We start from the raw sequence: 23,269 nt of genomic DNA on the forward strand, positions 1-23,269 counted from the left end.
TCTGCGCGATCGCGCAGCCGAGATCATCCGTGCTGAAAACGATTGTTTGTGCCCTATGAGCGGAAGCCGACATTCAAGGAACGGCGGCTACGTCCGCATTGCAGGCACTCTTACCTCAAAATGCTGTGCGATGTATGAATGACCGCTGTGGGAAAGCTGCGGCGGAGCATCTGTGATGATGATCAAAGGCGGCTTTGGGCCGGGAGCGTCACGCGTCACTACCAGGCCGGTCATGGGGGCCGCCACATGTCGGCTTCGAGCCCCGAGCGGTCATTCCCTTGAAGCCGTGAATATCCAGTACCGGTGGGCATCGGGCGGTTTACATCGTTGGGGGTATTGCCAGAGGCTGCTTCGGCCCCCACTGTAGTGCAGATATTCCTTCGACATAGCAGAAAGTTTTTCATCCAATGGCCCTCGAAATTATTGGCGCCGGCTTCGGGCGTACTGGCACGGACTCCCTCCGTGAAGCATTGGCGGTTCTCGGCTTCGGACCTTGCCACCACATGCATGAAATCCGGGATCATCCGGAAAAAGCGGGTCCATGGCATGATTATTTTTGCGATGGGGCGCCGCTTGACCTCGACCTGCTATTCGACGGCTACCGGTCTCAGGTCGACTGGCCTGGCGCCCATCTCTGGCGCGAGTCGGCTGAGCGCTACCCAAACGCGAAGGTAATCCTGTCGGTGCGTGATCCTGAGGGTTGGTATGCGTCCTACTCGAAGACGATCAAGGTTTTTCGCGAAACCGAAATACCGCCGGAGGCGCCACATATGCGTCAAATCCAGGAGTTCGTGGATGTCTTCCTAGGCGACCGCTTCGACAGCGAGGAACGCGCAATAAAGGACTTCGAGGCGCATGTTGCCGAGGTGAAGTCTGTGATCCCGGCAAACCGTCTTCTAGTATATGAACTGGGCTCAGGATGGGAACCGCTCTGCGAGTTTCTCGGAGTATCTGTACCGGAGCAAACCTATCCGCATACAAACGCTACGACAGACTTTCAGAAGCACAATATTGAACTGCAGAGATAGTCCGCAAAGCACTCTGTCCGGTCGTGCCAACGGCAGCTACGTCCGCTCAGCGGACCTTGGCCGTCGGGGAATGCTGCGCGACGCACGAACGACCGCTTCGGTGAAGCTGCGCCGCGGCATGGTCACCCAGTCCCAAGGTCGGCAATGGGCCGGGCGCGACGCCCAGGAAGGGAGTGCGGAGAGCCGACTTTCGCTGCGGGCCTTCGATCATAAGCTTGTTGAGGCGAGAACGGTCATTGAACGTTGTGGGTTCTTCAGGCTTCTGTTTCGCCCGTGAGCGAAGGGCACCGCACAACTGAACAGCTGCTGTCGTCGGCTCTATGGTCAAAGCATGACTCTTCGGTCGTCCGCAGAAAGATCATCTTCTTCGATGTCACCGTCACCGGTTTTGTCGATCAGAATCCTTGTCGCTTCAACTCTTCCGCGATTCGGCGTCGCGCGTCTTGGTTGCGGATCGGGAAGGCCGCAAAGTACTGGGCGGCCGACGCATCCGGTTTGCGCCGATATGCGTCCTGCCGCCAGCGGTTGGCCTGTTGGTAGCGACCGTCCAGCCCGTTCGCCACCGCCGCCACCATCGAGATGAGGTAATGCGCTCCGGGCGTGGAGGCGGCACGGTCGCCCAGCCGGGCAGCTGCCCGCATATCTCCGACCTGGATCAGCGCCTGTGCACGCACGCCGTGGATTCCGTAAAGCAGCGGATCCAGTGGGCTGAGCTGGAGGGCCGCATCAAGCCCCAGGTCGACGGTGCTGATGTCGCCGGTCATCAGCGCCGTGAAGGCACGGGCGTAAAAGCCCTGCGCGTAGTTGGGATTGAGCTCAATAGCCCGGTCGAACCACCCCTTGGCGATCTCGGGTTGATCGGACAGCCAATAGGATCGCCCCATCGTGTAATGGGTAAACGGATCCATCGGATCCAGTTCCATGCCGCGCTCGGCATGACGTCGTGCCGCAGTGGCCGCCTCTTGGTCATCCGGCCCGAGATGCAGAAACGCGTCGATGAAGCGCGTGAACGACAATCCGGCATGCGCCCGTGCAAATCGTGGGTCGAGTTCGATGGCGTACGTGAAATGCCCTTTTGCGACCTGATTTGCCTCGGGCGTGAACCGGTAAAGCTGGGTCAGCCCGAGGTGGAATGTCGTCCATGCATCCAGCCGGTCCGACCCCGTTCGCGATGCAAGTCGTACCTCATTCTGCGGCACGTGCATATCGAGCGCGGTCACGACCTGCGCGACGACCCGCTGACGCAAGTCCTCGATCCCGTCCATCGGGGCAGTAAGCCGATCGGCCCAAATCACCTCGCCGCGGCTGGCATCGGCCAGCTCGATGACCACCGAGATCGTGCCGGCCAGACTTTCGATCACACCCGTCATGACATAGCCTGCCCCCAGCGCCGTACCGACCAGGGCGAGGCCGCCCTGTCCCTCGCGAAACCGGAATGACGAGCCGCGTGCGATGACCGCCAACCAGCGCAGGCGCGAAAGCCCCTGTATGATCTCATGCGGAATGGCTTCCGCCAGAATCGTGACTTCGGGCGACGCGCCGAGAGGGCGGAAGGGCAGGACCGCAACCGATGGGCGGGACATATCGGCGCCGGTTTCACATTCCGAAGACAGGGTTTGGACGGTCTGGGCTGGGCTGGTTTCCTTGACCTCGGCCACGAAGCGGAAGCCCTTGCCGTGAATCGTGCGAATGACGGCCTGCGCTCCGCCATCATCGCCGAGCGCCTGGCGCGCCGACCGGACTCGGCTGGCGATGCTTGCGTCTGACGCGACGCGACCTGGCCAGACGGTTCTGGCAATCTCCTCCTTGCTGACCAATCGGTCGCGATTTCGCACAAGGTGGATGATCAGTGCCAAGACCTGAGGCTCGGCATGCACAACGTCACCCTTGTGGGTGAGCTCGAACAGGTCCGGGTCGAGCCGGTGATCACCGAAAAGCCAAGCCATGGCACATCATAGCCCAGATTTCCGCGTTTCTTCATGAAATCTTCAGATCGGCATCAAGTGCTTCAGGATGAAACAGGTCCAAGATTGAGAAATTGGAATCGAATGACAAACCAAAGGGAGGTTGCCATGACCGTCAAGAACATCCGCACGACGCAAGGGAGAGGACGCTTGTTCGGGTCCGTGCTCGACACTGTCGGCGATACACCCGTGATCCGCATCAACAACCTCGCGCCAGACGGTGTCAGGCTCTACGTCAAGGCCGAGTTCTTCAACCCGGCGGCGTCGGTCAAGGACCGGCTGGCGCTGAACATCATCGAGGCGGCAGAGCGTGACGGCACGCTGAAACCGGGCCAGACCGTGGTCGAGGCGACCAGCGGCAATACCGGGATCGGGCTAGCCATGGTCTGTGCGCAGAAGGGCTATCCCCTCGTCGTGACCATGGCCGATAGTTTCTCGGTCGAGCGGCGGCGGCTGATGCGGATGCTGGGCGCAAAGGTGGTGCTGACGCCGCGCGCCGAGAAAGGCACCGGCATGTACCGCAAGGCCGTCGAACTGGCCGAGAAGCACGGATGGTTCCTCGCCCGCCAGTTCGAGACCGACGCCAACGCAGACATCCACGAGGCGACCACGGCACGAGAAATCATCAACGATTTCAAAGACGACAGGCTGGATTACGTCGTAACTGGCTTTGGTACAGGTGGCACGGTCGCAGGGTTGGCCCGGGTTCTGCGCAAGGAACGTCCCGAAACCAAGATCATCCTGAGCGAGCCGGAAAATGCCGCAATGATCGCCAGCGGTGTCGCTCAGGAACGCGGCGCTGACGGCTCGCCGTCGGCCAGTCACCCGGCCTTCGAGCCGCATCCGATCCAGGGCTGGACACCCGATTTCATCCCGATGGTGCTGCAAGAAGTGCTGGACAATGGCGGCTATGACGAGCTGATTCCGGTCGCCGGGGCCGACGGTGTCGCCTGGGCCAAGAAGCTCGCAGCGCAGGAAGGCATCCTGACCGGAATCTCCGGCGGGTCCAGTTTCGCCATTGCCATGCAGATGGCGGAACGCGCGGAAAAGGGCGCGGTGATCCTCGCCATGCTCCCCGACACAGGGGAGCGCCATCTGTCGACCCCGCTCTTTGCGGATATCCCGGAGGACATGGACGACGAAGAACGCGCCCTGTCCGCCTCGACGCCCGGCTACCGGATGGCGGCCGAGTAGAGATTGCAGCAACCCAAGGAGTAAACCCATGGACCTCTACTTGATACGCCGACCCAGTGCCTGGGCTGACCAGGCAGAGCTTGAAAAGACCGCAGAAACTTCGGCCCGCATCGGGAACGAGGAAATGCCGGACAAGGTGCGCTGGATCCGGTCCTACGTGATCAAGGAGCGGGACGGACGGCTCGGGACGGCATGTATCTACGAGGCGGTCGACGAGGACGCCTTGCGGGAACATGCGCGCTGCGTCGGCATGCCGGGCGATGACATCTTGCCGATCGGCGCAACCGTGGTCGTGCGGCCCGACCCTGCCTGAAGGACGTCGAAACTGGACTTGCCAGGGCAGGCAGGTCCGGTTTCCAACGGAACGGAGAGCAAGCCGTGGCTCACGATACGAGGATCGATATGGAAGACAGCCTCGATCCGGCCGAATGGGACGACATGCGCAGGTTGGCGCATCTCATGGTGGACGATGCCATCTCGCGCCTGCAGGGCCTGCGCGACGAGCCGGTCTGGCAACCCATGCCGGATGCGATGAAGGCAGAGTTTCATGGCCCGCCGCCGACGGATCCCGCCCCTTTGGAAGCGGTCTATGCCGACGTGAAAAACAAGCTGTACCCCCATGCCATGGGCAACATTCACCCCCGTTTTTTGGCATGGTACATGGGGGCGGGCTGCCTGACGGGCGCGCTGGCGGACTTTCTTGCCGCAATCGACGGCTCGAATCTTGGCGGGGGCGATACCGGCGCCAATCAGGTTGACCGTCAGGTCACGGACTGGCTGCGTCAGATGATGGGCTTTCCCGAGGGCGCGAGCGGCACGCTGGTCAACGGTGGATCGATGGCAAACATTGTGGGACTGACGGCGGCGCGAAATGCGATGGCCGGCGTGGATCTGCATACTCAAAGTGTCGCCGATATTGGCGCGCCGCTGCGGTTCTATGCCTCGGACCAGGTACATTCCTGTCACATGAAGGCGATGAACCTTTTGGGAGTGGGTTGCGCCGGGCTGACGCGAATTGCGACGGACGACACGTTTCGCATGGACCTTGATGCGCTGCGCGCCGCAATTCAGGCTGACCGCAGCCAAGGTGTGCGCCCCGCCTGCGTGATCGCCACGGCCGGCACGACCAATACAGGCTCCATTGACCCACTGCCCGAGATTGCGGACCTGTGCCGCGAAGAGAGTATCTGGCTGCATGTGGATGGCTGTATCGGGGCTCTCTTCTCGATAGCACCAGCGAACCGGCATCTCGTTGCGGGTATCGAAAAGGCGGACTCGCTTGCCCTGGACTTGCACAAAGGTCTCCACGCGCCCTTCGACGTCGGATGCGCCTTGCTGCGCGACCAGAAAGCGCACCGCGCGACCTTTGCAGAGAACGCCGAGTACCTTCAGGTGGCGACCCGTGGTCTGGCAGCGGCCGAGTTCCTGCACGATTACGGCCTCGAAACGACGCGCGGCTTCCGCGCGCTCAAGGTCTGGATGATGCTGCGGCATCACGGGGTGGAGACCTTCGGGCGCATCCTTGACCACAACATTGCGCAGGCCCTTCACCTGACGGCGCTGATTGATGCCGCACCTGAATTGGAGTTGATGGCACCGACCTCAACCACCGTCGTCTGTTTCCGCCACGTGCCCGGCGGCTTGGACGAAGCTGAGTTATGCGCCCACAACACCGAAATCATGCTGCGTATTCAGGAAAGCGGTATCGCGGTCATCACCGACACCACGATCCGCGGCCGACACTGCCTGCGCGTCGCAATATGTAACCACCGCACAAAGGACGAAGATATTGACCTCTTGGTGCAAGAAGTCCTCCGGATAGGCGCTGAAATGACACCGGTCGGTGTTGTGGATGATGCATGACCCAATTGAACCAGCGTATCGCTTCAAACGAGTTGTTGCACCTTTGATCAAAGTCCGGGCCGGGGAAGCCGCACTGCTGCATTAAAGCATGGGATGAATGACCGCATTGGGCCGGGAGCGTCATCGTGCCTCGCCCTCGAGGCTGCGCCTTCATCCGCAGCGCCGCATGACCGCTTTGAGCCCAAGTTACGGATGCTGCGGCCTTCATGAACGGCAGCAATGCGCAGGAAGCGGCCTTTGCAAAGATGAATTGAGTGGATCGGTCTGCAGTGCGCGAATGGCCCAGAGCAGCGGTTACTGCCAAGCTCTGCATCCGTCGACTTAACTGAACGGCACCAACTCTTCGTTCTACGCTTCAAGCTCACTGTCAAAGCAGGCGCCTTGAAAAAATCAGAGAAAGTGAATTATTTCTCGTGCTGCAAGGATTTCGCCACAATCGCGCCAGATTCTCCACTTACGAAACTCCTTGACACGTAGGATTTCTCGCAAAGGTAGTGAACTATCATGCCCGAACTCAAACGCCGTTACGGAAATTTTCCGAAGCTTTCCAATGCCTTTACTACAGTCGTTGCGATCGTCGGTGCGATCGGGGTTTGGGCTATCGGACATTCCGCCCTCAAGAACGCCGAGGATTTTCAGATCGCTTCTCACGAAGCGGCTGCACAGAGCGGTGCGACTGCACTGAGTATGGTGTTCTCAAACGCGCTCCATCGAGAATGGGAAAGTCTTCAAGCCGTTGCCGAAAACGTGGATGTTTCGTCGCCAGCGTCAATGAAATCTTTCGCAGATGCCGTAACCGAGGCCAGTAACCGGGTGGCTTGGGCCGGGGTCGCGAACCTGCACGGCAAGGTTGTCGCAGGCTCCAACCGCATTATGGAAGGAAGCGATGTTAGCGAGGAGGGCTGGTTCCGAAAGGCCCTCAAAGGGCCAACGGTCGGTCAGATTGAACCGCACCTGGTTTGCCGGAGCCTCCACCTCCTGACTAGGATCGAGCATCAAGATCAAGACGACGAACAAGAATTCCTCCGAAATACGCGAGCGTGCGGTTCGCCCAGTTCTGGACAACGCCACGAAGCACTGCGGTTGCCCCGGTGTACCGAAGAGCTTGGTCAGCACCCGGAGGTTCTCGCTGGTGGCTTCAAAGAGAAATTCGTTTTTTGAGCCGCATGGGGCAAAGTAATCGGATCCGTCCCAAGCCGAGGACGCGCGGCAAGGGTATCTAGACGTTCTTACTCAGCTTGATCGAAAAGCGGTAGCGCTCGGCCTTCGGGTTATCTAGCAATGATCTTAGACCGGGATAGCTTGTCTGGTTCGAGGTCGCACCCTGTCAAACCTGCTTGACGTCGCAATGCAACGCATTTGATTGTTTTTGGTTTGGTGGGCTTTTAGGGGGGTGCGCAGAGAGCTTTTTTAATTTTTTACATATAATCAGGGCGTTATGGCGGACAGGAAGGGATTCGAACCCTCGAGACGGTCTCCCGCCTACGCACTTTCCAGGCGCGCGCCTTCGACCACTCGGCCACCTGTCCGCCGGCAGTCATATCGAAAAAGTCAGGGAAGGTGCAAGCACCTCTTTGGCAGGAAATTTCTCATTTCTGCGGAATTTTCGGTGCATTCGGAACGGACCGCGGCCAGGCCGCCGCAATCGGCCTGAAATGCAGCGGGCATGTGCGGCGGCATCGTCTGTCGGAGTCGCTGCGGCGAAGGCTCTTGCCTGCGCTTTGGGCGCAGACACCGTTCCGATCGCGCAAAATCACATGCCGGGGAGGTCACGGCAACGCGACGGCACGGCGCATCGCTGCCGGTGCGGCGCATCCGCCAAAGCGGCGGACCGCCAGGTGTCGCGGTTGCCGAACCAAGGCCGCGCCGGTCTGGCACCTGGGATAGGCATCGCGGCGCCGAGTGGCATTTTTCCCGCCCTCCGGGTCTACCGCCCGCCGCGCGCCGATGGCATCATGGCGTCATGATGTTCACACCGCGAGTCACTCGACGCCAGATGCTGCTCGCCGGCGGGGCGGGCGCGCTGCTGCCCACCGCGGCCTTGGGCGCGACTTTCCGGGAAATCACCTGGGACGACCTGATCCCGCCGGGCGTGCCCTATTCCGAGATCATCGGCGAAGGTGAGATCGACGAACAGAACGACACCTGGGACCCGATCTTCGACGAGAACGGGATCAAGCTGAATGCCGAGCTGGACGGCGCGTCGGTGAAACTGCCCGGCTACATGATCCCGCTGGACACGGGGGCAGTGGGGGTCACCAGCTTTGTCCTCGTGCCCTATGTCGGCGCCTGCATCCATGTTCCGCCGCCGCCGCCCAATCAGCTGGTCTTTGTCACCACCGAAACACCCTGGCCCGCGCAGGACCTGTGGGACGCGATCTGGGTCTCCGGCCGGCTGAGCGCCAAGCTGCAATCGACGGAACTCGCCGAGATCGGCTACGAGATCCGGGCGGAGCGCATCGCGATCTACGAGTGGTGAGCGCCGATGCCGGCGTGCCGGCCGGCTGAACCATTCCGCACCGGCTTGCGGGCACGGAGAGCGAGTGACTTGACCGCGCAGCGTTCATGGACTGCACCCGGCGCAGATGAGTAGGGCGCCAATATCAGGCCGTTCCGAACTCCGTCATCAACCGATGCGCGGTGCTCAGCACGCCGTGATCGTTGCCCAGGGCGCCCACGACCTGCACCCCGATCGGCAGGCCGTCTTCCGTCGCGAGCAGCGGTACGGAGCAGCAGGGAAGGCCCAGCAGGCTCCAGAGCCGGTTGAACGCAGGCGCGCCGGTGCCGTCCTCGAAGGCCGGGGCAGGGCCGGTCGCCGAGGGGGTGAGCCAGACCGCGTCGCGGGGCACATGGGTATCGAACTGCCGCCGCAGGACGTGCAGAGCGCGCCGGTCCTCCGCGCGCCGGTCCGGCGACTGGGCGCGGCCCTCGTCCAGTTGGCGGCGCAGCGCATCCGACAAGAGCTCTGGCGCCTTGGCATGTTCGAAGGCGAGGGCCTGCGCCGCTTCGGTTGCCATGATCCGCGCGTGCAGGTCGAACCCCGCGACCAGCTGCGCCTCGATCCCGGGTGGGAAGACCTGTTCGGCAAAGCGGCTGCCCAGGGCGGTTTCGAAGGCCTCCCACGCGGTGGACAGGGCAGGGTTGGCCTGCGCCCAGGCGGCGGAGCGGTAGACCGGCAGCAGGCTTTGGGCACCGGCGTCGCCCTCGAGGTCGATCCCGGCCAGGACCGACACGGCAAAGGCAGCGTCCGGCACCGATCGCGCGAAGACGCCGACGGTGTCCATGCTGCGCGACAAGGGCGCGACGCCGCCGGTTTCCAGCAGGTCGAAGCTGGGCTTGTAGCCCACCACGCCGCAATAGGACGCGGGCCGGATGATCGAGCCGGAGGTCTGCGTGCCGAAGGCGAGCGGCACCATGCCGCAGGCGACGGCGGCGGCCGAGCCGGAGGACGACCCGCCCGGCGTCCGCGACAGGTCGTGCGGATTGCGCGTGCGGGTGGGCGTGTAGCCGGCGAATTCGGTGGTTTCAGTCTTGCCGAGGATCACCGCCCCCGCCGCCCGCGCCAGCGCCACGACACCGGCATCCGACTGCGCGACACGGTCGGCCCAGATCGGCGAGCCGCAGCGCCAGGGTAGGCCGCGCACGGCAAATATGTCCTTGACCCCCAGCGGCAGCCCGGCCAGCGCGCCGCCATGCCCGGCGTCCACCGCGCGCGCCGCCGCGAGGCCACCGTCACGGTCCACGGCGACCCAGGCCTGGACATCTGCCTCGGAGGCGTCGATGCGTTCCAGCCGCTGCCGCAACGCGTCTTCTGCGGTCATGCGTCCGTCGGCGATGGCCGTCACGGTCGCGATCGCGCCCGGCAGATCGTCTTGCTGTCGTGTCATAGGTCTTTCCCCGTTCCGAATGCGCCCGGATTTACCGCCGACATGGACCGCGCGACCGGGGTTTCAATCCGGGCCGTCGTTCCGGTTGTTCCAACTTGCGGAAACACCCCTAAGGGTTGTTTATCAACGGAAATCGAAGGACCAGAAAAGGCCGTTTGCACGGTTCGGACACTCCCCTCCTTAAGGCAGTTCCGCACAGATATTAAGCCTTCTGTCAAAATTCCGGTCAGAAATTGGGCAAAGCGAAAATTGACCGGATTTTTTGTCGGCTCAGGTAATTGAACAGGTTCAGATTGAACCACTTGTGTCCCGGTATCGTGACCGGTAGCCCTATTAACGTGAAAAAATATCGGCGCAGCTTAATCGCGTCGGAACCCGTGCCGACGGCCGAAACGGTCGGGGCGCGTTCAACAGGAGGAGAAATCCGCATGGAAAGAAGAAAGTTTCTGAAAGCCGCAACCGGTGGCATGGCCGCGTCGGCCTTGGCCGCGCCGGCAGTGGCCCAAAGCCAGATCGACATGGTCATCGTCTCGACCTGGGGCCGTGACTTCCCGGGCCTCGGCACCAGCGCGCAGCGTCTGGCGGCACGTATCGGCGAACTGACCGAAGGCCGCATCGCGGTGCAGTATTTCGCGGCAGGCGAACGCGTCGGCGCCTTCGACAGCTTCGACGAGGTCGCATCCGGCAACGCTCAGGCCTATATCGGCACCGATTATTACTGGAAGGGCAAGCACCCCGGCTGGGCGCCCTTCACCGCCGTGCCCTTCGGCCTGACCTATACCGAGATCGACGCCTGGATGAAGTTCGGCGGTGGCCAGGCCCTTCTCGACAAGATCGGCGCCGAATTCGGCATCAAGGGCATTCCCTGCGGCAACACCGGCCTGCAGATGGGCGGTTGGTTCAACAAGGAAATCAACTCGCCCGAGGACCTGCGCGGCCTCAAGATGCGTATTCCGGGCCTCGGCGGCGACGTCATGGCCAAGTGCGGCGCCTCGCCGGTGTCGCTGCCGGGCGGTCAGATCTACGAAAACCTCGTTTCGGGCGCCATCGACGCGACCGAATGGGTGGGTCCGTGGAACGATTTCTTCCTCAAGCTCTACGAAGCCGCGCAATACTACTACTGGCCCGGCATGCACGAGCCCGCCAGCCAGGTGAGCCTCGGCATGAACGCCGACTTCTGGTCGCAGCTGTCCGAGAGCGACAAGCGTATCATCACCGTCGCCTGCGCCGAGGAGAACGCGCTGCAACCGGCCGAGACCAACTATCAGAACGGTATCTACCTGAACCGCCTGGTGAACGAATACGGCGTGGAACTGCGCGAATTCAACGACGACGTCTACGAGGTCTTCGGCGAAGCCGCGACCGAGGTCATCGAGGAAACCCGCGATCACTCCGCCCTCGCGGCCGAGATCATGGACAGCTTCCTTGCCGCGCGCGACAACGTCGGCGTCTGGAGCAACTACTCGGACGCGCCTTACGTCGCCAAGCGCAACCGCTTCCTGCGGATCTGAGGCGCGCCTTCGGAGACACCGGCCCCTCGGGGTCATACGGATCGGGCCGGAGCTATTGCCTCGGCCCGATCCCAGCTAAACTACCACGACATTGATGCACGAGGGTCTTAGGGGAGGAGCCTCCGGATGACGACCGAGACGCAAGCAGCACCCGCTGTTCTGCCGCGCGCCTTTGGCTGGATCATGTTGAGCGCGATGCTCGCGTTCCTGGTCAATGCCGTCCTGAAATTCTGGTTCGGCTTTCCCGGTACCGGGTCGATCCTGTCCGGCGGCGGCGTTCTGTCGGCGCTGCAATGGGCGATCTACATCGGGTTGGCCGTGGTCGCGCTGATGCTGGTCCTGCGGTCGCGCGATCTGACGCTGCGGGCAGATGCCGAACGGGTCACCGCGATCAACACCTTCCTCGTGCGCGCCGCCTTCTGGACCGTGCTGCTGGTGGGGCTGGGCGACGCCATCGTGTCGTTTCTGCGGGTCAACGGATCGCTTGAGGGCATCGTGGGGCCGGACCTTGCCGGAGACCTGGGCCGGTCGCAATTCCGCGGGCTCTACTTCCACACGCCGCTGATCGTCCTCGGCATCGTCATCGCCGCCGTCACCCGGTCGCTGGGCTTCATCTGGCTCACCCTGCTGGTGGTGATCGCCGAACTGCTGATCGTGTTCAGCCGCTTCGTCTTTTCCTACGAACAGGCCTTCATGGCCGATCTCGTGCGCTTCTGGTACGGTGCGCTGTTTCTCTTCGCCTCGGCCTACACGCTTTACGAGGACGGACACGTCCGGGTTGACCTGCTTTATGCCAGCATGCGCCGCGAGGCGCGCGGCCGCACCAATGCCTGGGGGTCGATGCTGCTGGGCGCGTCGCTCTGCTGGACCATCCTGATTGTCGGCTTCGGATCGTCGTCCAGCATCATCGTCGGGCCGATCCTGGTTTTCGAGGTGACGCAGTCCGGTTTCGGCATGTACGTGAAATACTTCATGGCCGGGTTCCTCGCGGTCTTTGCGGTGACCATGATGTTCCAGTTCGTGGCCCAGTTTTTCGAGGCCGTCGCCGACCGGCGCGGCGAACCCGGCGCGCGCGAGACGCACGCCGACATGATGTAACCGGACGCGACGGGACCCCCTCGAATGGAACTCTTCTTCCTTGCACTGCTCGTTTTCATCATGGCCGCGGCGCTCGGCTCGGGCTACCCGGTGGCCTTCTCGCTGCCCGGGGCCGCGATCATCACCATCGCCCTTGCGGCGGGGGCGGGCTGGCTCTTTGTCGACAATACCGACGCCTACTTTGCCTCCGGCGGGCCGTCGCAATGGCTGAGCGCGGGGGTCACCAACCTCCGAGGGGTCTATTGGGAGCCTGAGCGGGATACGCTGATTGCGATTCCTCTGTTCATCTTCATGGGCATCATGCTGCAGCGGTCCAAGATCGCCGAGGACCTGCTGGTCACCATGGCGCAGCTCTTCGGGCCGGTGCCGGGCGGCCTGGGCATTTCGGTCGTCGTGGTGGGCGCGCTCCTGGCCGCCACCACCGGCATTGTCGGAGCGACCGTGGTGGCGATGGGCCTTATTTCCTTGCCCGCGATGATGCGCAACGGCTATGCCAACCAGTTGTCGACTGGCATCATCACCGCCTCGGGGACGCTGGGGCAGATCATCCCGCCGTCGATCGTGCTCATCATCCTGGCCGACCAGCTGGCCTCGGCCACGGACCAGGCGGGGCAGGCGCGGCAGGACCTTTACAAGGAAGTCACGGGCGAGCTGACCATGCCGTCGGAATTCGGCGTCGTCTCGACCAGCGCCGGCGACATGTTCCTGGGGGCGCTGGCGCCCGGTCTGCTTCTGGTAGGCCTCTACATCCTCTTCATTTTCGCGGTTGCGCTCATTCGCCCGCGATATGCCCCGGCTGTGCCCTACGAAGGCAAGTACGACTGGGCCTTCGGCGGCCAGGTGCTGCTGGCGATGGTGCCGCCGCTGGCGCTGATCATCATGGTTCTGGGGTCGATCATCGGCGGCATCGCCACGGTGAACCAGGCCGGCGCCATCGGCGCGGTGGGGGCGATGATCATGGCGGGATACCGCCTGCACGAGGGTGAGAAACGGCGCTACACGCCCGCTGTGATCTCGCTGATCGGCCTTGGCATGATCGCGTTCGTGCTGTCGAACTACAACACCAACATCCAGAACATCGCCAGCGCCGAGGATCAGCAGGGCATCCTGCTGGCAACCATCGGCGTTATCATCACCGGCATCGGCATCGTCTGGAGCGGCATCCGCGCCTATCGCAACGACAACGCCTTGACCGGGGTGATGATCGAGACCGCCAAGACCACGTCGCTGGTCTTCATCATCCTGCTCGGCGCCGCGATGCTGACGGCAGCCTTCCGCGCCTTCGGCGGCGAGGAACTGGTCAAGCATTTCCTCGAAGGTCTGCCTGGCGGGTTCTGGACCAAGTTCGCCATCGTCATGCTGGTGATCTTCGTCCTGGGCTTCTTCCTCGACTTCATCGAGATCGCCGTGGTCGTGGTGCCGATCGTCGCCCCGATCCTGCTGGCCGATCCCGAGGCCAACGTCACCGCTGTCTGGCTGGGGGTGATGATCGGCCTGAACATCCAGACCTCTTTCCTGACGCCGCCCTTCGGCTTTGCGCTGTTCTACCTGCGCGGCGTGGCGTCCAAGGCGGTCAAGACGACGCAGATCTACGCCGGCGTGCTGCCCTTCATCACGCTGCAGATCGTGGCTCTGGTCATCGTCGGCTACTACCCGCCGCTGGTTAACTACGCGCCGATGCGCAGCTCTCTGACGGCCGAAACCGCGCCGCCTCCGATCAACCCGGCCCTGCAATATTGCGTGGAGAATTACGTGGCGCAGGAATTCGCCGCGAACGGCGACCGGATCCGCAGCGCCATCGACCGGGCGGCAGGTTTGGACCTGTCCTACCTGCCGCGCGACCTGAGCGAGGACTTCCAGGACGGCCTGGAAAACGCCCGCGAAGCCTTCCCGCTGATCGAGGAGATCGAAAGTCTCAAGGTGCAACAGGCCGAGGCGGCGGTGGACTACCGCCCCGTGCATGACGTCGTGCGCGGTCTGCAACGCGACGCACGACGCATCGCAGGCGAGATCGAGGACCTGCGCACGCAGGCCAGCCGCGGCTTCGGCGACACCGAGGCGCTGAACGCACGGGCCGACGAACTCGAAGCCGAGCGCGAGGCGCTGCTGGCCCAGATCCCCGAGGACTGGCAGGAGACCCAGCAGGAATTCGGCCAACTGACCGCCGCCGACCGGCGCGCCCGCGGCACCTATCGCCGCACCGTGGACCAGGCTTATGCGCCGGTGACCGACCTGATCGCGGTGATCAATTCTTCCGACGCGCTGGCCGCCATCGAGCCTGAGCTTGACCGGCTGGCCGCGGATGCGCCCGGCATGGACGGCGAGACGGCCGACGAACGGTTCAAGGAGGTCGAGCGCCTGTTCGGCGACGTGGCGGGCGGCAATGACATCCGCGGTCTGCTGTCGGACGCGCGGCGCGAGATCGACGCCCGCACGCCGAACCCCGAACGCGCGCAGGAATTCATCGACGAGGCGCAGGAGATGTTCGCATCGGAACTGGAATGGCGCAGCCGCGCGCAAGAGGAACTGCTGCCCGAACTGCAGGCCTACGACGCAGCGATCCGCGACACCATCGGCCTGCGCCAGCAGCCGCGCCTGCCGCGCGAACAGGCGCTCTTCATCGCGTCCTGCAACTCCAAGCACCGGGACATTTCGCTGAACTTCTAAGGAGACCGTTGGCTCAGCCCAGCCAGGTGGCGTAGTCGCTGACCAGAAGATGGGTCGGCGGCACGTCTTCCTCGACCTGCGCAAAGCGACCCATGGGCTCGCGGAAGATGTTGTCGGTTTCGTCGTCGTTCACGGTGCTGACCTCGCCGATCAGCACATCGCCCCCTTCGCCCCAGAAGGCATGCCAGTCGCCGGGCATCAGCGTCACGCTCTCACCCGGCGCCAGCCGCAGTTTGTCGCCGGGGGCGAAGTCGCGCCGCAACCCGTCGCACCAGACCGTGCCGCCGCGATCCCCGGCGAAACCGCCGGCATCGTCCGATCCGTAAAGCTCGACCACGAGCGTGGCGCCGCCGCGGTTGATGATATCCTCGGCCTTAAGGACATGGGTGTGCATCGGCGACAGCTGGTCCTGCCGCGAGATCAGCAGCTTTTCCGCGTAGCACATGCCGCCGCCGCGCTGCAGGTCCGCCAGCCGCCCGTTGCGCAGGGTAAAGAGGAACAACCCCATCTCGTCGAACCGCCCCGCGCCGTAATCGGTGATGTCCCAGCCGTTGCGCGCCGTGATGACCTGCGCGGCCTCGTCCTTGCGCGCGGCAAAGTCCTCCGGGCTCCAATCGGCGAAGGGCGGCAGGACAAAGCCATGCGACCGGATCATCTCTTGGGCCTCGGCCATGATGGCGTTGATGCGGGAGCGTTTCATGTCGCGGGGTCTTTCTATCGTTTCGGACGCCGCCTTAGAGCACGGTTTCAGGGCTGGCGCGAGGTCACATAAGCCAGAAGCCCCAACGCATCGCGCAGCTCGGTTCGGGTGATCTGCCCACCCAGGCAGACGCGCAGGCTCTCGGACGGCTCTCCGGTCACCGTAAACGCATCGGCGGGCATGATCCCGACCCCGGTGCCCGCCATCTGCCCGATCACGTCGGCGCGGCTGATGCCCTCCGGCAGGCGCATCCAGACGTTGAAGGCATGCGGTGCGGAATCGTACATCGACGGGTCCAGCACCTGCGCGGCGATGGCCTGCCGCGCCTGCGTCTCGTCCCGGATGAAGCGGCGGATGCGGTCGGCGGTGCCGTCGGTGATCCAGCGGGTCGCCAGCGCCATCATCAGTGGCGAGGGCATGACCGACACCAGCTTGAGCTGATGCGCCAGATCCCGCGCCGCGTGGCTGTTGGGCGCCACCGTGTAGGCCAGACGCAAGCCCGCGCCGATGCATTTCGCAAGCCCACCGATGTGCCAGACGAGGTCGGGCGCAAAGCTCGCCAGCGGGGCAGGCGGGTGCGGCGGGATGAAGCCATAGGCGTCGTCCTCGATCAGCGGCAGCTTGTGCGCGGTGATCACCTCGGCGATACGCTCGCGGCGCGCCAGCGAGATCGTCCGCGTCGTAGGGTTCTGTAGCGTCGGGTTGAGGTAGAGCGCCTTGGGCGCGTGCCGCCGGATGCCGTCCTCGAGCGCATCGGGGTCGATGCCCTCGGCGTCGCCGGGCAGTCCCACCAATGTCAGGCCCAGCCGCCCGGCGATGCCGCGAAAGCCGGGGTAGGTCACATCCTCGCAGAGCAGGGTATCGCCGGCCTTGGCCAGCCCCGTCAGGATCGCCAGCATCGTGGGATGCGCGCCGGGTGTCACCGCGATCCGGTCCAGCGTCGGCACGAGGCCCCGCAGCGACAGCCAAGTCGACGCGGCCTCCTTGTCGATCTGGCCGCCGGTGGCGGATTGATAGCGCAAGAGGTCGATGAGGTTGGCCGACACCGTCTGCAGCCCGTCCTGCATCCGCGCCAGCAGCGCGGGGTCGGTCGGTTCCGGCGGCAGGTTCATGGTGAGATCCACGTCGGCGTGACGCCGCAGCTCGCGCCGGGCGCTTTCACCGGCGCCCTCGGCCACGAAGGTGCCGCGCCCGACGTGGCTGTCGATCAGCCCGCGCCGCCGCGCCTCGGCATAGCCGCGCGACACGGTGGTGAAGTCGATGCCCAGCCGGTCCGCCAGCCGCCGCTGCGGCGGCAGCCGGTCGCCCCGCGACAGCGTGCCGTCGGCGATGCCGTCAGCGATGGCATCGGCCAGTTGCAGGTAACGCGCCGCTCCGTCACGGCGCAGGATGGGGGACCAGGACTGCATTCCGATTTGATTACAGTCGATTCGTCCAGAATTGAAGCGTTTTGTATGGATATAGTCGTAGTGTCCCCGGCATGAATTTCGAATTTGCCGCAAATTGCATCCATCCTACCCTTTTTCGCATTCGTCAGGGCGGGATTTCTGCCTGGTTCCGCTTTATTGTATGCATGATTGCACTGTAATTTGATTGCATGCTTTGTCGCGCGCACGCTGATCCCACGTACCAGAACAGGACCCACGGCAACCGGAGGAAGCGCATGCCCGCAGTCACCATGGAAAAGCACAAGGACGGAGATTTCTTCGTCGACTACGAGGACAAGGTTTTCGAGGACGTTAAGGCCGAAGAGGGCCAGAAGGCACTCGTCACCTTCCATACCGTCGCCTTCGAAGGCTCTATCGGCCTCGTCAACATCCTCAATGCCATACGCCTCAACCGCAAGGGGTTCGAAACCTCGATCCTGCTCTACGGACCCGGCGTGACGTTGGGCATCCAGCGCGGGTTCCCGACGCTGGGCGACGCGGCGTTTCCGGGACACCAGAACTTTGCCGACAACCTCAAGAAGTTCATGTCCGAGGGCGGCAAGGTCTATGCCTGCCGCTTCGCGCTGCAGGCGCTTTACGGCCATGGCGAGCCGTCGCTGCTGGACGGGATCATCCCGATCGCGCCGCAGGACGTGCTGGACCTCAAGCTCATCCACGTCCGCGACAATGCCGTGATCGTCGACACCTGGACGGTCTGATCGACCGCCGGGGGCCGCCGTGCCCCCGGCCCCAACGCCCGGAGGGTTCATGTCCCGCATCGTCAAGGCCGCCGCCGTGCAGATCGCGCCGGATCTCACCAGCCGCGAAAAGACGCTGGCGCGCGTGCTCGACGCCATCGACGAGGCGGCGGGGAACGGCGCGGAGCTCGTGGTCTTTCCCGAAACCTTCGTGCCCTATTATCCCTATTTCTCGTTCGTCCTGCCGCCGGTGCAGCAGGGCAAGCCGCACCTGGCGCTCTATGAACAGGCCGTCACCGTGCCCTCGGATGAGACGCGGCGCGTGGCCGAACGCTGCGCGCATCACGGCGTCGTGGCGGTGTTGGGCATCAACGAACGCGACCACGGCTCGCTCTACAATGCGCAGCTGATCTTCGACGCGGATGGCACGCTGCGGCTCAAGCGCCGAAAGATCACGCCCACCTACCACGAACGCATGGTCTGGGGGCAGGGCGACGGCGCCGGTTTGCAGGTGGTCGACACCCGTGTGGGGCGCCTGGGGGCGCTGGCCTGCTGGGAGCATTACAACCCGCTCGCGCGCTACGCGCTGATGACCCAGCACGAGGAAATCCACGCGGCGCAATTCCCCGGCAGCCTGGTGGGCCAAGTCTTTGCCGAGCAGATCGAGGTAACGATGCGCCACCACGCGCTGGAATCCGGCTGCTTCGTCGTCAACGCCACAGGCTGGCTCACAGAGGACCAGATCGCCTCCGTCACCCCGGATGAAACCCTTCAGAAGGGGCTTCGCGGCGGCTGCATGACCTGTATCATCACCCCCGAGGGCCGCCATGCCGTGCCGCCCCTGACCGAGGGCGAGGGCATCCTCTACGCCGATCTGGACATGAGCCTCGTGACCAAGCGCAAGCGCATGATGGACAGCGTCGGTCACTACGCCCGGCCCGAGCTTCTGTCGCTGCGGCATGATCCGACGCCCGCCGAGACCCGGCATGTGACCGCGCCCGAAACCCCGTTCCAACCGATCCCGCTGGAGGACTGAGCCCATGCCCGACACCGGTGCCCTCATCACCGACCTGCAAACCCGCGGCATGCGCATGATCGACCCGCGCGCCGGTGCCGACAGCCGCCGCGGCGGGGCGGGTCCGACGGATCACAAGGCAGTCACCATCGACGGCATGACGGTGATGATCCCGGTCCACACCCATGCCGCCTTCGACAGCCCCTACATCGTTGATGCACCGAATGAAGAAGGCCGCGCAACAGTCCGGAAAGACGGCGCTTTCTTTGCCGAGGTGAGCTTTCCGAAACGCGCCAGTTTCCTCGACCTCGCGACCGCAGACGGTATTCCCTACGGCCATATCGCGCAGCTGCATGCCAAGGATGTGCTGGCCACCACCGTGCTGCAGACCTGCATCCGCTACGAAAGCCGCAAGAAGACCTGCAAGTTCTGCGCCATCGGCCAGAGCCTCGCCGCCGGGCGCACCATCGCCCACAAGTCGCCCCAACAGCTGGCCGAGGTGGCGGCCGCCGCGGTGCGGCTGGACGGGGTGAAACACATGGTGATGACCACCGGCACGCCGGCGGGCAAGGACCGTGGCGCCAAGGTGCTGGCCGAGAGCGCCGCGGCGATCCGCGCCGCCGTCGACCTGCCGCTGCAGGGTCAGTGCGAACCGCCCGAGGACGATGCCTGGCACCAACGCATGAAGGATGCCGGGATCGACAGCCTCGGCATGCATCTCGAGGTCGTGACGCCCGAAGTGCGCGAACGGATCATGCCCGGCAAGGCGCAGGTGCCGCTGGAGAAATACTTCGACAGTTTCGCCGCCGCGGTCGAGGTCTTCGGCTGGGGGCAGGTGTCGACTTACATCCTCGCCGGTCTGGGCGACACCGCCGAGGCCATACTCGACATCTCGGAACGGCTGACGGCGATGGGCGTCTATCCCTTCGTCGTGCCCTTCGTGCCGGTCTCGGGCACGCCGCTGGAAAGCCACCCCGCGCCGACAGCGGCTTTCATGCATTCGGTGCTGCCGCCGCTGGCGCGGATGATCCGCGAGAACGGCATGAGTTCCGGCGACATCAAGGCCGGGTGCGGACGGTGCGGCGCCTGTTCGGCCCTCTCTGCCTTCGAGAAATTTGCGTCGAAGGAAAGGGTCGTCGCATGATCATCGAAAAGCCCGAAGCCTTCGTCACGCCGGAATTCCTGATCCGCCAGGCCACCCTGCCGTGGGAGATCGGCGGCGCGGCCTCTTTGCGCCACCGCACTTTCGTCACCGAACAGGGCATCTTTCCCGACCACGACCGCGACGCCGTCGACAAGGTTGCGCTGCCGCTGGTCGCGATCTCGACCATGGCCTCCGAGGCCGACGACGTGGTGGGCACCGTCCGCATCCACGAGGCCGATCCGAATGTCTGGTGGGGCTCGCGTCTGGCGGTGGCACCGGGCTATCGCCGGGTCGGCCGGCTCGGGGCCGAACTGATCCGGCTGGCCGTGGGTACGGCGCATGCGCGCGGGGCCAAGCTGTTCCTGGCCTACGTGCAGATGCAGAACGTGCCACTGTTCGAAAAGCTGAACTGGCAGTCACTGGGTGCGCAGGACCTTCACGGCCATCCGCACATGAAGATGCGCGCCGATCTGGCCGCTTATCCGCCGATCGAGGACCCCGCCCGCGGCTGGATGGCGCTGACCCGGAAACGCGCGGCATGACCGACATAGCCGCCCTTGCCGCGACCTTGGCCGCGCATCCGCACGTAAAGGGCAAGCGCGACATCGACACGGTCTGCGCGGCGTTGGGTCTGGGGCAGGACAGCCCCGGCCGGCCGGGCGACGATGCGGCGGCGCTGCGCGATGGCGACGGCTGGCAGCTGATGGCGACCGAGGGCTTCATGAATGACTTCGTCGCCGACGCGCCCTGGTTCGCGGGCTGGTGCGCGGTGATGGTCAACCTCTCGGACATCGCCGCCATGGGCGGGCGGGCGACGGCGCTGACCAATGCGCTCTGGGCGCCGGACGCCGACATCGCCGCCGAGATCCTGCGCGGCATGCGCGCCGCCAGCGCCGCATACGGCGTGCCCATCGTCGGCGGCCATTCGAACCTGCGCACCGACCGCCCGCAGCTGGCGGCGTCGATCTGGGGCCGCGCACGGGCGCTCATCACCAGTTTCGACGCCATCCCCGGCGATGTGCTGATCGCGGCGGTGGACATGCGCGGGCATTACCCCGGAGACAGCGACAACTTCCCGGCCTTCCTCGGCGCGCCGCCAGAGCGTCTGCGCGGCGATCTGGCGCTGCTGCCGGAACTGGCCGAGGCAGGTCTCGTGCGGGCGGGAAAGGATATCAGCCAGGGCGGTATCGCCGGGACCGCGCTGATGCTGGCGGAATGTTCCGGCGTGGGCATCGAGATCGATACCGATGCCATACCCGTACCTGAAGGCACCGCCCTGTCGCGCTGGATGGTCACCTTTCCCAGCTTCGGCTTCCTGCTCGCCGCGAAACCCGGTGATGTGCCGGCGATCCAGGCCCGCTTTGCCGCGCGCGACCTGTCGGCGGCGCCCATCGGGCGGATCACCAGGGGCAGCGCCGTCATGCTCTGCGGCAGCGGCGCGCGCGCCACGCTCTGGGACCACGCCGCGCAGCCCTATCTCGGCCTCGCCCCCGCACCGGAGCCCGCCCATGCCTGAAGTCACTTTCCGAATCCGCTGGCCCGACGGCACGGAGGAGTCCTGCTATTCGCCCTCGACCGCGATCCAGAAACATCTGAGCGCAGGAGAAACCTACGCCCTACACGATTTCCTCGACCGCAGCCTTGCCGGGCTCGACCTCGCCGCGCAGCGCGTCGAGGCGAAATACGGCTTTCGCTGCAGTTCCGCCGATGCGCAGGCCGCGCGCATCACCTCCCGCGCCGCCGCCTTTTCCCCCGAGGAGACGATCACATGCCTGTCCATGACCTGAATCCCGCCCGCACCGATCTGCCCGTCGTCATTGTCGGCGCGGGTCAGGCGGGGCTGTCGGCCTCGTGGTACCTGTGCCGGGCCGGGATCGAGCACGTGGTGCTGGAACGGAACGTGCGGTTCCATGCCTGGAAGAACCAGCGGTGGGACAGCTTCTGTCTCGTCACGCCGAACTGGCAATGCAAGCTGCCGGGCTTTGCCTATGCGGGCGACGATCCGACCGGCTTCATGCTGAAGGATCAGATCGTCGACTACGTGGAGGCCTTTGCCGACAGTTTCGACGCGCCGCTGCGCGAGGGCGTGACCGTCACGCGCGTGGTGCAAGACCACGACGGACGGTTCGAGGTCGACACCGACGCAGGACTCTATCGCTCCGATCACGTCATCGTCGCGTCGGGCGGTTACGATCGGCCGGTGACACCGCCGTTTGCCGCGGACCTGGAACCGTCCATCGCACAGTTGCACACCCGCGACTATCACCGGCCCGGGGATGTGCCCGAAGGCCGGTGTCTTGTCGTCGGCACCGGACAGTCCGGTGTCCAGCTGATGGAGGATCTACGCATCGCGGGCCGCGACGTGGCGCTGGCCGTGGGTCCCGCGCCGCGCAGCCCGCGGATGTACCGGGGGCGCGACGCCACCGACTGGCTGCACGAGATGGGCCATTACGCCATCACCATCGACCAGACGCCCGACCCCAAGGCAACCGAGGCCAAGACCAACCACTACATGTCCGGCCGCGACGGCGGGCACGAGATCGACCTGCGCCGCTTTGCGCTCGACGGCCTGCCGCTCTACGGCTCGGTAACGGGGATGGAGGGCACCCGCATCACCTTTGCGCCGGACCTGGAGCGCAACCTCGACGATGCGGACCGCAGCTACGTGGGCATCCGCGAGATGATCGACGCCCACATCGAGAAGAACGGCATCGACGCGCCGGAAGAGCCGCCCTTTGAAAAGGTCTGGCGGCCCGAGACCGAGACCACCGAGATCGACGCCGCAGACGAGGGGATCACCTCGGTGCTCTGGTGCATCGGATTCCGACCGGATTACGGCTGGCTGCAGGTCGATTGCCTCGATGCCACGGGCCGCCCTGTTCACAAGCGCGGGGTCTGCGACGCGGAGGGCATGTATTTCCTCGGCCTCGGCTGGCTGAACACCTGGGGGTCCGGCCGGTTCCTCGGCGTCGGAGAGGATGCGGGCCATGTGGCGCGGGTGATCCGCGAACGGCTAGGCACGCAACGCCCGGATCGCCGCTTCGCCTGACGGGCCGCGTCAGGCGAAGCGGTG

Annotated in this window: 20 protein-coding genes and 1 tRNA gene; 16 read left to right on the forward strand and 5 right to left on the reverse strand. The window is 64.5% G+C overall.

The genetic code is table 11. The features are described 5' to 3' along the window. Nucleotides 1-407: 407 nt before the first annotated feature. Complete coding sequence (locus tag DU478_RS16590; RefSeq protein WP_114512090.1) at nt 408-1,028, forward strand: sulfotransferase family protein; 621 nt, start codon at nt 408-410, stop codon at nt 1,026-1,028. Between the two features lie 395 nt (nt 1,029-1,423). Here DU478_RS16590 and DU478_RS16600 read toward each other — a convergent pair whose 3' ends face one another. Further along, nucleotides 1,424-2,974, reverse strand: coding sequence for a winged helix-turn-helix domain-containing tetratricopeptide repeat protein (locus DU478_RS16600; protein WP_114512092.1), 1,551 nt, complete (start codon nt 2,972-2,974; stop codon nt 1,424-1,426). A gap of 126 nt (nt 2,975-3,100) precedes the next feature. Here DU478_RS16600 and DU478_RS16605 point away from each other — a divergent pair, with 126 nt between their 5' ends. The 4 genes from DU478_RS16605 to DU478_RS22705 all read left to right on the forward strand — a co-directional run bounded on the left by DU478_RS16605 (nt 3,101) and on the right by DU478_RS22705 (nt 7,210). After that, nucleotides 3,101-4,186 (forward strand): PLP-dependent cysteine synthase family protein, encoded by a 1,086-nt coding sequence (locus tag DU478_RS16605; RefSeq protein ID WP_114512093.1) that lies wholly within the window; start codon nt 3,101-3,103, stop codon nt 4,184-4,186. Between the two features lie 28 nt (nt 4,187-4,214). Next, nucleotides 4,215-4,499, forward strand: coding sequence for a nickel-binding protein (locus tag DU478_RS16610; RefSeq protein WP_114512094.1), 285 nt, complete (start codon nt 4,215-4,217; stop codon nt 4,497-4,499). A gap of 89 nt (nt 4,500-4,588) precedes the next feature. After that, nucleotides 4,589-6,049: a pyridoxal phosphate-dependent decarboxylase family protein gene (locus tag DU478_RS16615; RefSeq protein ID WP_233501374.1), complete on the forward strand. Its 1,461-nt coding sequence runs from the start codon at nt 4,589-4,591 to the stop codon at nt 6,047-6,049. Between the two features lie 504 nt (nt 6,050-6,553). Further along, the gene (locus DU478_RS22705) at nt 6,554-7,210 is read left to right on the forward strand and encodes a hypothetical protein (RefSeq protein ID WP_147276370.1); all 657 of its coding nucleotides are present in this window, start codon (nt 6,554-6,556) and stop codon (nt 7,208-7,210) included. Nucleotides 7,211-7,488: 278 nt separating this feature from the next. Here the strand turns inward: DU478_RS22705 and DU478_RS16625 are convergent. Beyond that, nucleotides 7,489-7,578 (reverse strand) — tRNA-Ser (locus tag DU478_RS16625). A gap of 437 nt (nt 7,579-8,015) precedes the next feature. Here DU478_RS16625 and DU478_RS16630 point away from each other — a divergent pair. Next, complete coding sequence (locus DU478_RS16630; RefSeq protein WP_114512166.1) at nt 8,016-8,528, forward strand: DUF3299 domain-containing protein; 513 nt, start codon at nt 8,016-8,018, stop codon at nt 8,526-8,528. 124 nt (nt 8,529-8,652) lie between these two features. Here DU478_RS16630 and DU478_RS16635 read toward each other — a convergent pair whose 3' ends face one another. After that, entirely contained in the window at nt 8,653-9,936 is a 1,284-nt protein-coding gene (locus tag DU478_RS16635; RefSeq protein ID WP_114512096.1) for an amidase, read from the reverse strand. 428 nt (nt 9,937-10,364) lie between these two features. Here DU478_RS16635 and DU478_RS16640 point away from each other — a divergent pair, with 428 nt between their 5' ends. The 3 genes from DU478_RS16640 to DU478_RS16650 all read left to right on the forward strand — a co-directional run bounded on the left by DU478_RS16640 (nt 10,365) and on the right by DU478_RS16650 (nt 15,212). Continuing rightward, nucleotides 10,365-11,447, forward strand: coding sequence for a TRAP transporter substrate-binding protein (locus tag DU478_RS16640; protein ID WP_114512097.1), 1,083 nt, complete (start codon nt 10,365-10,367; stop codon nt 11,445-11,447). Between the two features lie 126 nt (nt 11,448-11,573). After that, nucleotides 11,574-12,545 (forward strand): TRAP transporter small permease subunit, encoded by a 972-nt coding sequence (locus tag DU478_RS16645; protein WP_114512098.1) that lies wholly within the window; start codon nt 11,574-11,576, stop codon nt 12,543-12,545. 24 nt (nt 12,546-12,569) lie between these two features. Continuing rightward, entirely contained in the window at nt 12,570-15,212 is a 2,643-nt protein-coding gene (locus DU478_RS16650) for a TRAP transporter large permease subunit (protein ID WP_114512099.1), read from the forward strand. Nucleotides 15,213-15,225: 13 nt separating this feature from the next. Here DU478_RS16650 and DU478_RS16655 read toward each other — a convergent pair whose 3' ends face one another. Together DU478_RS16655 and DU478_RS16660 are read right to left on the reverse strand one after the other, a co-directional pair. After that, nucleotides 15,226-15,912 (reverse strand): D-lyxose/D-mannose family sugar isomerase, encoded by a 687-nt coding sequence (locus tag DU478_RS16655; protein ID WP_114512100.1) that lies wholly within the window; start codon nt 15,910-15,912, stop codon nt 15,226-15,228. 47 nt (nt 15,913-15,959) lie between these two features. Next, a complete protein-coding gene (locus DU478_RS16660) occupies nt 15,960-17,321 on the reverse strand; it encodes an aminotransferase-like domain-containing protein (protein WP_114512101.1) in 1,362 nt (453 codons plus the stop codon). A 254-nt stretch (nt 17,322-17,575) separates the two neighbouring features. On the opposite strand from DU478_RS16660, the gene DU478_RS16665 reads away from it, so the two are divergent. Genes DU478_RS16665 through DU478_RS16695 form a run of 7 tightly spaced genes read left to right on the forward strand, consistent with a single transcriptional unit; the run spans nt 17,576 to nt 23,245 of the window. Then, nucleotides 17,576-18,058, forward strand: coding sequence for an MSMEG_0572/Sll0783 family nitrogen starvation response protein (locus DU478_RS16665; protein ID WP_114512102.1), 483 nt, complete (start codon nt 17,576-17,578; stop codon nt 18,056-18,058). Nucleotides 18,059-18,107: 49 nt separating this feature from the next. Further along, nucleotides 18,108-19,073, forward strand: coding sequence for a Nit6803 family nitrilase (locus tag DU478_RS16670; protein WP_114512103.1), 966 nt, complete (start codon nt 18,108-18,110; stop codon nt 19,071-19,073). Nucleotides 19,074-19,077: 4 nt separating this feature from the next. Beyond that, complete coding sequence (locus tag DU478_RS16675; protein ID WP_114512104.1) at nt 19,078-20,196, forward strand: MSMEG_0568 family radical SAM protein; 1,119 nt, start codon at nt 19,078-19,080, stop codon at nt 20,194-20,196. Beyond that, on the forward strand, nt 20,193-20,738 hold the full coding sequence (locus DU478_RS16680; RefSeq protein WP_114512105.1) for an MSMEG_0567/Sll0786 family nitrogen starvation N-acetyltransferase: 546 nt from the start codon (nt 20,193-20,195) through the stop codon (nt 20,736-20,738). Before DU478_RS16675 ends, DU478_RS16680 begins: the two co-directional genes overlap by 4 nt. Then, a complete protein-coding gene (locus tag DU478_RS16685; protein WP_114512106.1) occupies nt 20,735-21,712 on the forward strand; it encodes a sll0787 family AIR synthase-like protein in 978 nt (325 codons plus the stop codon). Before DU478_RS16680 ends, DU478_RS16685 begins: the two co-directional genes overlap by 4 nt. Beyond that, entirely contained in the window at nt 21,705-21,983 is a 279-nt protein-coding gene (locus DU478_RS16690; protein ID WP_114512167.1) for an MSMEG_0570 family nitrogen starvation response protein, read from the forward strand. The genes DU478_RS16685 and DU478_RS16690 overlap by 8 nt, the downstream gene beginning before the upstream one ends. Continuing rightward, on the forward strand, nt 21,965-23,245 hold the full coding sequence (locus DU478_RS16695) for an MSMEG_0569 family flavin-dependent oxidoreductase (RefSeq protein ID WP_114512107.1): 1,281 nt from the start codon (nt 21,965-21,967) through the stop codon (nt 23,243-23,245). The genes DU478_RS16690 and DU478_RS16695 overlap by 19 nt, the downstream gene beginning before the upstream one ends. Nucleotides 23,246-23,269 lie beyond the last annotated feature (24 nt).

It is taken from the genome of Thalassococcus profundi (genome assembly GCF_003344785.1).
Lineage (GTDB): Bacteria > Pseudomonadota > Alphaproteobacteria > Rhodobacterales > Rhodobacteraceae > Puniceibacterium > Puniceibacterium profundi.

What these genes read in the sequence shown, in the direction of transcription:
- DU478_RS16605 (WP_114512093.1), top strand. Translation starts at nt 3,101, where the DNA reads ATGACCGTCAAGAACATCCGCACGACGCAAGGGAGAGGACGCTTGTTC.
- DU478_RS16610 (WP_114512094.1), top strand. Translation starts at nt 4,215, where the DNA reads ATGGACCTCTACTTGATACGCCGACCCAGTGCCTGGGCTGACCAGGCA.
- DU478_RS16670 (WP_114512103.1), top strand. Translation starts at nt 18,108, where the DNA reads ATGTCCCGCATCGTCAAGGCCGCCGCCGTGCAGATCGCGCCGGATCTC.
- DU478_RS16680 (WP_114512105.1), top strand. Translation starts at nt 20,193, where the DNA reads ATGATCATCGAAAAGCCCGAAGCCTTCGTCACGCCGGAATTCCTGATC.
- DU478_RS16630 (WP_114512166.1), top strand. Translation starts at nt 8,016, where the DNA reads ATGTTCACACCGCGAGTCACTCGACGCCAGATGCTGCTCGCCGGCGGG.
- DU478_RS16645 (WP_114512098.1), top strand. Translation starts at nt 11,574, where the DNA reads ATGACGACCGAGACGCAAGCAGCACCCGCTGTTCTGCCGCGCGCCTTT.
- DU478_RS16685 (WP_114512106.1), top strand. Translation starts at nt 20,735, where the DNA reads ATGACCGACATAGCCGCCCTTGCCGCGACCTTGGCCGCGCATCCGCAC.
- DU478_RS22705 (WP_147276370.1), top strand. Translation starts at nt 6,554, where the DNA reads ATGCCCGAACTCAAACGCCGTTACGGAAATTTTCCGAAGCTTTCCAAT.
- DU478_RS16590 (WP_114512090.1), top strand. Translation starts at nt 408, where the DNA reads ATGGCCCTCGAAATTATTGGCGCCGGCTTCGGGCGTACTGGCACGGAC.
- DU478_RS16635 (WP_114512096.1), bottom strand. Translation starts at nt 9,936, where the DNA reads ATGACACGACAGCAAGACGATCTGCCGGGCGCGATCGCGACCGTGACG.
- DU478_RS16600 (WP_114512092.1), bottom strand. Translation starts at nt 2,974, where the DNA reads ATGGCTTGGCTTTTCGGTGATCACCGGCTCGACCCGGACCTGTTCGAG.
- DU478_RS16655 (WP_114512100.1), bottom strand. Translation starts at nt 15,912, where the DNA reads ATGAAACGCTCCCGCATCAACGCCATCATGGCCGAGGCCCAAGAGATG.
- DU478_RS16690 (WP_114512167.1), top strand. Translation starts at nt 21,705, where the DNA reads ATGCCTGAAGTCACTTTCCGAATCCGCTGGCCCGACGGCACGGAGGAG.
- DU478_RS16675 (WP_114512104.1), top strand. Translation starts at nt 19,078, where the DNA reads ATGCCCGACACCGGTGCCCTCATCACCGACCTGCAAACCCGCGGCATG.
- DU478_RS16650 (WP_114512099.1), top strand. Translation starts at nt 12,570, where the DNA reads ATGGAACTCTTCTTCCTTGCACTGCTCGTTTTCATCATGGCCGCGGCG.
- DU478_RS16695 (WP_114512107.1), top strand. Translation starts at nt 21,965, where the DNA reads ATGCCTGTCCATGACCTGAATCCCGCCCGCACCGATCTGCCCGTCGTC.
- DU478_RS16615 (WP_233501374.1), top strand. Translation starts at nt 4,589, where the DNA reads ATGGAAGACAGCCTCGATCCGGCCGAATGGGACGACATGCGCAGGTTG.
- DU478_RS16660 (WP_114512101.1), bottom strand. Translation starts at nt 17,321, where the DNA reads ATGCAGTCCTGGTCCCCCATCCTGCGCCGTGACGGAGCGGCGCGTTAC.
- DU478_RS16640 (WP_114512097.1), top strand. Translation starts at nt 10,365, where the DNA reads ATGGAAAGAAGAAAGTTTCTGAAAGCCGCAACCGGTGGCATGGCCGCG.
- DU478_RS16665 (WP_114512102.1), top strand. Translation starts at nt 17,576, where the DNA reads ATGCCCGCAGTCACCATGGAAAAGCACAAGGACGGAGATTTCTTCGTC.